Source organism: Chromobacterium sp. S0633 (assembly GCF_024158805.1).
In the GTDB taxonomy this organism is placed as follows: domain Bacteria; phylum Pseudomonadota; class Gammaproteobacteria; order Burkholderiales; family Chromobacteriaceae; genus Chromobacterium.
Genome location: NZ_JAMZGH010000042.1, coordinates 23,128 through 32,051, shown reverse-complemented (window position 1 = coordinate 32,051; position 8,924 = coordinate 23,128). Strand labels below are relative to the sequence as shown.

The 8,924-nt window shown below is 66.8% G+C and carries 11 protein-coding genes; 8 read left to right on the top strand and 3 right to left on the bottom strand.

Annotated elements, in window-relative coordinates; genetic code table 11:
- The 3 genes from NK214_RS19945 to NK214_RS19935 form a co-directional block, all read left to right on the top strand.
- Positions 1-652 (top strand): aminotransferase class III-fold pyridoxal phosphate-dependent enzyme (locus NK214_RS19945; RefSeq protein WP_253315314.1); only part of this gene is annotated, 652 nt, incomplete at its 5' end.
- On the top strand, positions 649-1,566 hold the full coding sequence (locus NK214_RS19940) for an EamA family transporter (protein ID WP_227103205.1): 918 nt from the start codon (positions 649-651) through the stop codon (positions 1,564-1,566). The genes NK214_RS19945 and NK214_RS19940, both read left to right, overlap by 4 nt.
- Entirely contained in the window at positions 1,563-1,994 is a 432-nt protein-coding gene (locus NK214_RS19935; RefSeq protein WP_107799042.1) for a GNAT family N-acetyltransferase, read from the top strand. The genes NK214_RS19940 and NK214_RS19935 overlap by 4 nt, the downstream gene beginning before the upstream one ends.
- On the opposite strand, the gene fabG is transcribed toward NK214_RS19935, so the two are convergent.
- Positions 1,991-2,764, bottom strand: coding sequence for a 3-oxoacyl-ACP reductase FabG (gene fabG / locus NK214_RS19930; protein ID WP_107799043.1), 774 nt, complete (start codon positions 2,762-2,764; stop codon positions 1,991-1,993). The two genes, NK214_RS19935 and fabG, sit on opposite strands and share 4 nt — an antisense overlap.
- A gap of 38 nt (positions 2,765-2,802) precedes the next feature.
- A complete protein-coding gene (locus tag NK214_RS19925; RefSeq protein ID WP_253315313.1) occupies positions 2,803-3,702 on the bottom strand; it encodes a LysR family transcriptional regulator in 900 nt (299 codons plus the stop codon).
- Positions 3,703-4,147: 445 nt separating this feature from the next.
- Between NK214_RS19925 and NK214_RS19920 the strand changes: the two genes are divergently transcribed.
- From NK214_RS19920 to NK214_RS19905, 4 genes are read left to right on the top strand one after another with little or no spacing between them, the layout of a single operon-like run.
- Positions 4,148-4,864, top strand: coding sequence for an ABC transporter permease (locus tag NK214_RS19920; RefSeq protein WP_107799045.1), 717 nt, complete (start codon positions 4,148-4,150; stop codon positions 4,862-4,864).
- Between the two features lie 51 nt (positions 4,865-4,915).
- Entirely contained in the window at positions 4,916-5,836 is a 921-nt protein-coding gene (locus NK214_RS19915; RefSeq protein WP_227103200.1) for a glycine betaine ABC transporter substrate-binding protein, read from the top strand.
- 10 nt (positions 5,837-5,846) lie between these two features.
- Positions 5,847-6,506 carry an ABC transporter permease gene (locus tag NK214_RS19910; RefSeq protein WP_107799047.1) on the top strand — a complete coding sequence of 220 codons (660 nt, stop codon included), beginning with the start codon at positions 5,847-5,849 and terminating at the stop codon, positions 6,504-6,506.
- Positions 6,506-7,654 carry a betaine/proline/choline family ABC transporter ATP-binding protein gene (locus tag NK214_RS19905; protein WP_107799048.1) on the top strand — a complete coding sequence of 383 codons (1,149 nt, stop codon included), beginning with the start codon at positions 6,506-6,508 and terminating at the stop codon, positions 7,652-7,654. Before NK214_RS19910 ends, NK214_RS19905 begins: the two co-directional genes overlap by 1 nt.
- An 18-nt stretch (positions 7,655-7,672) precedes the next feature.
- On the opposite strand, the gene NK214_RS19900 is transcribed toward NK214_RS19905, so the two are convergent.
- Positions 7,673-7,909 carry a helix-turn-helix transcriptional regulator gene (locus NK214_RS19900; protein ID WP_107799049.1) on the bottom strand — a complete coding sequence of 79 codons (237 nt, stop codon included), beginning with the start codon at positions 7,907-7,909 and terminating at the stop codon, positions 7,673-7,675.
- A gap of 430 nt (positions 7,910-8,339) precedes the next feature.
- Here NK214_RS19900 and NK214_RS19895 point away from each other — a divergent pair, with 430 nt between their 5' ends.
- Positions 8,340-8,888, top strand: a complete 549-nt coding sequence (locus NK214_RS19895; protein ID WP_227108498.1) for an NADAR family protein — start codon at positions 8,340-8,342, stop codon at positions 8,886-8,888.
- Positions 8,889-8,924 lie beyond the last annotated feature (36 nt).

Below are 8,924 nucleotides of genomic sequence, written 5' to 3'. Positions count from 1 at the left end.
CGGCGAGGATCTGGCCGAGCTGGCCGCCTTGTGCCGCCGCCACGGCGCGCGGCTGATCTACGACGAGGCGCTGTCCGGCCTGGGCCGCTGCGGCGCCTGGTTCGCCTATCAGGCGCTGGGCGCGCCGGCGCCGGACCTGCTGATTGTCGCCAAGGGCCTGAGCGGCGGCGTGCTGCCGGTGTCGGCGCTGCTGTTCCGCCAAGACATTTACCAGGCGGTGTTCGCCCGGCCCGGCTGCGCCAAAATCCACGGCTCCACCTTCGGCGGCAACCGGCTGGCCTTGAGCTGCGGCCTGCGCATGCTGGAGCTGTTGCGCCAGCTGGACGCGCCGGCGCGGGCGCGGGAGAGCGGCCGGGCCTTGCGGCGGCGTTGGCGGGAGGCCGGGCTGGAGGGCTTCGAGCTGGAGGGCCAGGGCCTGATGCTGGCGCTGCGCGCCGGCCCGGCGGCGCAAGACCGGCTGGGCGAGGGCGCCGCCGGCCTGCTGTGGCTGCAATTGCTGCAAGAAGGCGTGCTGACGGTGCCGGCGGCGCACGACGCCGCCGCGCTGCGCTTGCTGCCGCCCTTGAACGTGGCGGAAGCCGAGTTGGACTTTTTCCTGGAAGCCTGCCGGCGCGCCATCGCCGCGCTGGAACAAGAGGCGACGACATCATGAAGATACGACACGTATTGCTGGCGGTGCTGGTGGCGGCCATCTGGGGCCTGAGCTTCATTGTGGTGAAGATAGGGCTGACCGAGTGTCCGCCGCTTTTGCTGGCGGCGCTGCGCTTTGTGGTGGTGTTCGCGGTCGGGGCCTGGTGGTTCACGCGGCCGTCCTTGCCCTGGCGCTGGTATCTGCGCGCCGGGCTGTGCCTGGGCGTGATCCAGTTCGCCGGCCTGTTTTCCGCCATCAAGCTGGGCATGCCGGCCGGCATCGTGTCGGTGCTGGCCCAGTTGCAGGTGTTCATCACCTTGCTGCTGGCCAGTCTGCTGCTGGGCGAAACGCGCTCCCGGCTGCAAAAGGCGGTGATGGCGCTGGCGTTGCTGGGCGTCTTGCTGCTGGGCTACGCCCGTTACCAGGACGCCTTGCCCTTGCTGCCGCTGGCGCTGGCCTTGATCGGCTCGGCCGGCTTCGCCTGGGGCAATGTGGAGCTCAAGCGCGCCGGCAAGGTGGACATGTTCGCCTTCACCGTGTGGATGAGCCTGGTGCCGCCGCTGCCCCTGCTGCTGCTGTCCTTCGCGCTGGAGGGCGGACCGGCGGCGGCCTGGAGCGCCGTGGCCGGCTTCGGCTGGACCGCCACGCTGGCGCTGTTGTTCCTGGCCCTGGTCGGCACCCTGTTCGCGCTGGGCAGCTGGGGCAAGCTGCTCAGCCTGTATCCGGCCACGCTGGTGGCGCCGTTTTCGCTGCTCAGCCCGGTTTTCGGCCTGCTGGGCGGCTATTGGATCCTGCATGAACATTACGACGCGCTCAGCATCGTCGCATCGGCCTTGATCGTCGCCGCGCTGGCCTTGAACACTTACGCCGGCAAACTGGACGCCGCGCGCGGCTGGCTGGCCGTCCAACTGAACAAGAGGACCGCGCCGCGATGAAGGAGGCAGAACTGGAGATTTCCACCGACAAGCGCCGGCTGGACCTGGCGCTGATCCACGCCTTCTTGCACGATCACGCGCCCTGGGCCAAGGGCATTTCGCGCGCCACGGTGGAGCAGGCCATCGCCGGCTCGCTGTGCTTCGGCGCCTATCTGGACGGGCGGCAAGTGGGCTTCGCCCGTGTGGTGACCGATCTGGCCACCTTCGGCTATCTGTGCGACGTGTTCGTGACGCCGGAGCACCGCGGCCGCGGCTATGCGCGGCAGCTGATGCGCGGCGTCGCGGCCGAGCCGGCCTTGGCCCGGCTGCGTCGCATCGTGCTGGTGACCTCCAACGCCCACGCGGTCTACCGGCCCTTCGGCTTCGCCGCGCTGGAACACCCTGAGCGTTATATGGAGCTGCACCGGCCGGATGTCTACCAGGGCTAGCCGGTCAGCGCGTCCAGAGACTCAGGCAAGACCTGGCCGCCGTCCACGATCAGGGTCTGGCCGGTGATGAAGCCCGCCTCCTTGCTGGCGAAGAACAGCGCGGCGTTGGCGATATCGTCCACGCTGCCCAGCCGCCGCAGCGGCACCGCCGCCGCCATCTTGTCCAGATAGTCCTCGCCCAGCTCGCGCAGCCCCTCGGTCAGCACATTGCCCGGCATCACCGCGTTGATGGTGATGTCGTCGCGCGCCAGCTCCAGCGCCGCGCTGCGCATGAAGCCCAGTTGCGCGGCCTTGCTGGCGCCGTAATGGCTCCAGCCGGCGTAGCCGGTGACCGGGCCGGTGATGGAGGAAGTCAGGATCACGCGGCCGTATTCGGCCTGGCGCAGATAGGGCAGCGCCGCCTGCACGCAAAGGAAGTTGCCGCGCACATTGGTGTGCTGCACCTGATCCCATTCCTCCGCGCTCATGCTCTCCAGCGGCGCGGACGGGAAGATGCCGGCGTTGCAGCACAGCACGTCCAGGCCGTTGGACGCGGCGGTGTCCGCCAGCAGGCGGGCCACGTCTTCGGGACGGGCCACGTCGGCGACGCGGCCGACGGCGTTCAGGCCGTCGGCGCGCAGGCGGGCCAGTGCGGCGTCCAGCTTGTCCCGGCTGCGGCCGCTGATGGTGACGCGCGCGCCGGCGCGCGCGAAGGCCCGGGCCAGGCCCAGGCCGATGCCGGCGGTGCCGCCGGTGATGAGAACGTTTTTGTCTTGAAGCGGGGTCAACATGATGAATCTCCTTGTGGGGGATGGCAATGTCGATGGCGTTAGCGCAGCTCGGGATGGCCGCGCAGCCGCTCCGCCATCAGTTCGATGAAGGCGCGGGTCTTGGCCGAGGCCAGCCGGCCTTCCTGATGCAGGATGTGGATGGGCTGGCTGGCATCGTCGTATTCGGCCAGCAGCGGCAGCAATTGGCCGGCGGCCAATTGCGGCGCCACTTGATAAGACAGCAGGCGGGTGACGCCGAGCCCGGCCGCGGCGGCGGCGATGGCCGCCTCGTTGTTGCTGACGGTGAGCCGGGGTTTGAGGCGGACGCTCAGCGGCTTGCCGCCGTCGCTGAAGCGCCATTCGTGGCAGGAACCCACGCCGCGCGAGGCGATCAGCGCGTGGCGCTGCAAATCCGCCGGGGTGAGCGGAACGCCGCGCTCGGCGAGATAGGCCGGCGACGCGCAGACCACCCGCCGCACCTGGCCGACGCGCAGGGCGCGCAGATTGGAGTCCGGCAGTTCGCCGATGCGGATGGCCACGTCCACGCCTTCTTCCAGCAGATTGACCACCCGGTCCAGCAGCAAGGCGTCCACCGTCACCTCGGGATGGCGGCGCAGGTAGTCGTTGATGCCCGGCATCACGTAGCGCAAGCCGAACAAGGCCGGCGCGGTGACGGTCAGCAAACCGCGCGGCGGCGCCTTGCCGCCGGAGGCGGCTTCGTCCGCCTCGTCCGCGGAGGCGATCACCCGGCGCGCGTCCTCCAGATAACGCTGGCCGGCCTCGGTGGCGCGCACATGGCGGGTGCTGCGGTTGAGCAGACGGGCTTGCAGCCGCGTCTCCAGCGCCGCCACCGCGCGCGTCACCGCCGGCGGCGACATGCCCAGCTTGCGCGCCGCGCCGGCAAAGCTTTCCGCTTCCGCCACCGCGATGAATACGGTCATCAAGTGCAATCGATCCATGTTTTTTGCCGTGATTGTTGCAATGGGCGAAACAACGCATTGTGGGCCGGGGGCGGGAGGGCGGCAAGTGGCCGTTGGGACGGCGCCGCGCGCGTTCCTTATAGGGCGGAGCGGCGGAGCGCGGCCGGCTTATCCATTTGGTTTGACGTGAACGGAAAGAAATAAAGTGTTTTCAAGGCCTTGTCCTTGTCTGTCAAGTGCGGCGAAGTACATTAGAAAATTTGCATGTTCGATACAAACAGTGTTATAACTTATTAGGTTTTTCATCAGGCGCACACCGCGCCACTCAAAATCGACGGTTTCGCGCCGTCGAGCCTCGCCTTAAACGCACCTCATGTCCGGCCCGCGCCGGACGTCTATTTACTGGCAGCTCTCTAGTTGTCGCGATCATTACAGCGGATCGCCGTGGCCTTGCCGGCCATTGCTTTCGCCAAGGAGGACGCAGATGCACAAAAGAGCGTTTAGCAAGCGCAGCATGATCGGGCTGATCCTGGTCGCCGTAGCGGCGGCGGGATTGATTTACGGTGTAAGCCCAGCCGTATGGACCGAGTACCGGGAAGATCTGATCTACCTGGGCCGGCAGCATCTCTATCTGGTGGGCGTCTCCATGGCGCTGGCTCTCGCCGTGGGCCTGCCTAGCGGCGTGCTGCTCAGCCGTCAGCGGCTGCGGGGCAGCGCCGAGCACTGGATGCAGATTTTCAATATCGGCAACACCCTGCCGCCCATGGCGGTGCTGGCGTTGGCGATGGCCTTGGTCGGCATCGGCGACGCGCCGGCCATCGTGGCGCTGTTCCTGGCGTCCTTGCTGCCCATCGTGCGCAATACTTACGCCGGCCTGGCCGGCCTGCAGCCGGCCTTGCTGGAGGCCGCCGACGCGCTGGGCATGACCCCGCGTCAACGGCTGTGGCGGGTGGAGCTGCCCAACGCCTTGCCGGTGATTCTGACCGGCGTGCGGGTGGCGCTGGCGCTGAACGTGGGCACCGCGCCGCTGGCCTTCTTGATCGGCGCCAGCAGCTACGGCGAACTGATCTTCCCCGGCATCTACCTGAACAACCACACCGCGCTGCTGCTGGGCGCCGGCGGCACCGCGCTGATCGCGCTGACGCTGGACCTGACGCTGGCCGGCCTGGGCCGCCTGGCCGCCGCCCGCGGCCTGGCCTGATTCGAACCCCCTTGTCGCCCGTTCCGGCGGGCGCTCGCACGGAGGACTCCTATGACAAAAGCACTTTCCTTTTCGCCCTGGCGTCGGCTGGCGCGCCGCGCGCTGACGCTGGCGGCCTTGCTGACCGCCGCGCCGGCCTTCGCCGCCGGCCTGGTGCTGGGCAGCAAGAACTTCACCGAACAGCATCTGCTGTCCGACATCACCACGCAGTACCTGGGCAGCAAGGGCTACCAGGTCACGCAAAAGCCGGACCTGGCGACGGTGATCCTGCGCAACGCGCTGGAAAACCGCCAACTGGATCTGGTGTGGGATTACACCGGCACCGGCCTGATCATCCATCACGGCATCCAGAAAAAAATGAGCAACGAGGAGGCTTACGCCACGGTCAAGAAGCTGGACGAGCCCCTGGGGCTGATCTGGCTGAACCCGGCTCCGCTCAACAACACGTATGCGCTGGCGATGAAGCGCGTGCGCGCCGAAGCCGAGGGCGTGCGCACGCTGTCCGACCTGGCGCGGCGGGTCAATGAAAACAACGGTTCGTCCAAACGCTGGCAGCTGGGCTTCGACATGGAGTTCGCCGGGCGTCCGGACGGCCTCAAGCCGATGCAGCAGCTGTACGGCATGGAATTGAGCCGGCCGCAGATCCGCCAGATGGACCCGGGCCTGGTTTACAACGCCATCCGCGACGGCTTCGTCGACGCCGGCCTGGTCTACACCACCGACGGCCGCGTCAAGGGCTTCGACCTGGTGGTGCTGCAGGACGACATGGGCTATTTCCCGGCTTACGCCGCCACGCCGGTGGTGCGCCGCGACACGCTGGAACGCAACCCCGGCCTGGCCGAGGAACTGAACAAGCTGGCCGCGCTGCTGGACAACGACACCATGTCCGAGCTCAACGCCAAAGTGGACATCGAACACCGTCCGGTGAAGGAAGTCGCCAGCGAGTTCCTGCGCCAGCGCGGCCTGATCTAAAGGAGGCCGCATGGAAACCCTATTGCAAACCTGCCAGTTCATCTGGCAAGACCTGCCGCAAATCGCCGCCTTGGCGGAACAACATCTGAGGCTGGTGGGCATCGCCGTCGGTTTGGCGGTGGTGCTGGGCGTGCCCCTGGGCGTGCTGATCGTCCGCTTTCAGGCGCTGGCCGGCCTGGTGCTGGGCCTGGCCACCGTGGTGCTGACCATTCCGGCCATCGCCTTGTTCGGCCTGATGGTGCCGCTGTTTTCCATGATCGGGCAGGGCATCGGCGCGGTGCCGGCCATTACCGCCGCCTTCCTGTACTCCCTGCTGCCCATCGTGCGCAACACCCACACCGCGCTGACCCATCTGGAGCCCGGCGTGAGAGAAGCCGGCCGCGGCCTGGGCCTGACCTTCTGGCAGCGCCTGCGCTGGGTGGAACTGCCGCTGGCCACGCCGCTGATCTTCGGCGGCATCCGCACCGCGGTGGTGCTGAACATCGGCGTGATGGCGATTGCCGCCATCGTCGGCGCCGGCGGCCTGGGCACTTTGATATTGCACGGCATCAGCCAGAGCGACATTCGCAAGCTGATCGCCGGCGCGGTGGCGGTGAGCGTGCTCGCCGTCGCGATGGATTGGTTGTTGCTGCGCGCTCAGCGCGCGCTGACCCCGAAAGGAATTCGTTGATGATTGAACTGCAAAATCTCTGCAAGCAATTTACCCAGAAAAACGGCCAGGTCTTCCAGGCGGTGGACAAGGTCAATCTGCACGTGCCGGAAGGCGAAATCTGCGTGCTGCTGGGCCCGTCCGGCTGCGGCAAGACCACCACCATGAAAATGATCAACCGCCTGATCGAGCCCACCTCGGGCAAGGTGCTGATCAACGGCGAGGACACCGCCGGCATAGACAGCGTGACGCTGCGCCGCCAGATCGGCTACGTGATCCAGCAGATCGGCCTGTTCCCCAATATGACCATCGAGGACAACATCACCGTGGTGCCGCGGATGCTGGGTTGGGACAAGAAGCGCTGCCGCGAGCGGGCGCGCGAACTGATGAGCATGGTGGCTCTGGACCCCAACCGCTTCTTGCAACGTTATCCGCGCGAGATGTCCGGCGGCCAGCAGCAGCGCATCGGCGTGATCCGCGCGCTGGCGGCCGACGCGCCGGTCTTGCTGATGGACGAGCCCTTCGGCGCGGTGGACCCGATCAACCGCGAACAGATCCAGAACGAGTTCCTGCAAATGCAGCGCCAACTGGGCAAGACCGTGATGCTGGTCAGCCACGACATCGACGAAGCGATCAAGCTGGGCGACCGCATCGCCGTGTTCCGCCAGGGCCGCATGGTGCAGTGCGCCGGCTCCGACGAGATCCTGGCGCGTCCGGCGGACGATTTCGTCGCCAGCTTCGTCGGCCAGGACCGCACGCTCAAGCGTTTGCTGCTGGTGCAGGCCGGCGAGGTGGCGGATCAGCAGGAAACGCTGACCGCGCGGCTGGATACGCCGCTGGCGGCCGCTTACGGCCTGATGGACGACAACGACCTGATGCACCTGACCGTGGTGGACGCGGACGGACAGCCCTTGGGCTTTGTCCGGCGCCGCGACGCGCGCGGCGCGGACGGCGTGTGCGCGGACAAGATCAAGCCGGTGAGCGTGACCGCGGCGGCGGGCGAAAACCTGCGCGTGGTGCTGTCCCGCCTGTACGAGCACAATCTGACCTGGATGCCGGTGCTGGACGACGACGGCCGCTACAACGGCGAAGTGTCGCAAGACTACATCGCCGGCTATCTGAACTCGGGCCGCACCTCGACGCGCGGCGCGCGTCAGCCGGCGGGCTGAGGCGGGAAGGGCGGAGAGTCAGACCGATGGCTCTCCGTCGGCCGGGTCCGCTTCCGGCGAGTGGCTCAACAAATCTCCTGGCTGGCAGCCCAGCTGCCGGCACAGCGCATCCAGCGTGTCCAGGCGCAGGCTCTTGACCTTGCCCAGCTTCAACAGCGACAGATTGTGCGGCGTGATGCCGATGGCCCGCGCCAGATCCTTGGATTTGATCTTGCGTTGCGCCAGCATGACGTCCAGCGTGATCACGATAGCCATGCCGGTCTCCCCAGGGTTTTTAATGTCTTTTCCAACAGCGGCTTACAGGCTTATGTGGGGAAACATACTCCGCTACGCCGTCCTGTGGCAATGCGGACGGTTGCGTCCGCGCTGAGTAGTTTTACCTATGGGCAAGCGGGGTGGACGGACCTATGTTGGTAGGGCGGTGTTGCGTATCCACTGCGCTCGCGATGCGGGCGGCGGCGGCGAAATCATCGCGACGCGGTAATTAATCATTGTTTTCGTCTGTTTGCATCGAAATCGGCGGACGCACGCGCGGCCCGGCTTCGCGCCGCGCTTGTCGAACCCGGTTCCGGCTCCTTATAGTGATGGCCATGAAGATGTTCAGCGCCGCGGCGACAGCGGACAAAGAGGGGCTCTTGGCATTTTTTGCGGCATATGGCCGCGCAGGAAGTGGAGGACGCGGACCATGGCGATCCGGACAGTAAGCGAGTTGCGCAAGCGGGCTGCGGCCGGCGAAACGCTGGATTTTCTGTTTTTCTGGGGACACAGGCCCAAACACGAGGACGGCGTCTGCAAGAGCTGCCTGAGTCAGTGGTTTCCGGTGGGCTTCGAGCTGGACGGCGTGAGCTACGCCAGCGCCGAGCATTATATGATGGCGGAGAAAGCCCGCTTGTTCGAAGACGCGGAAACCCGGGGCAGGATACTGGCCGCGGCCACGCCGGCGGACGCCAAGGCCTTGGGCCGCCAGGTGCGCGGCTTTGATTCCGCCTTGTGGCAGCAGCGCTGTTGCGAGGTGGTGATGCGGGGCAATCTGGCCAAGTTCGAGCAAAACCCGGCGCTGGGCGATTTCTTGCGCGGCACCGGCGACGCCATCCTGGTGGAGGCCAGCCCGGTGGACTGCATCTGGGGCATAGGCTGGGCCGAGGACGACCCGCAGGCCAGTCTGCCGGACATGTGGGACGGCAGCAATCTGCTGGGCTTCGCCCTGATGGAAGTGCGCGAACGCCTGCGTTGACGCAGGCGGACGACATTAAAAAACCCTGCCGGTTTC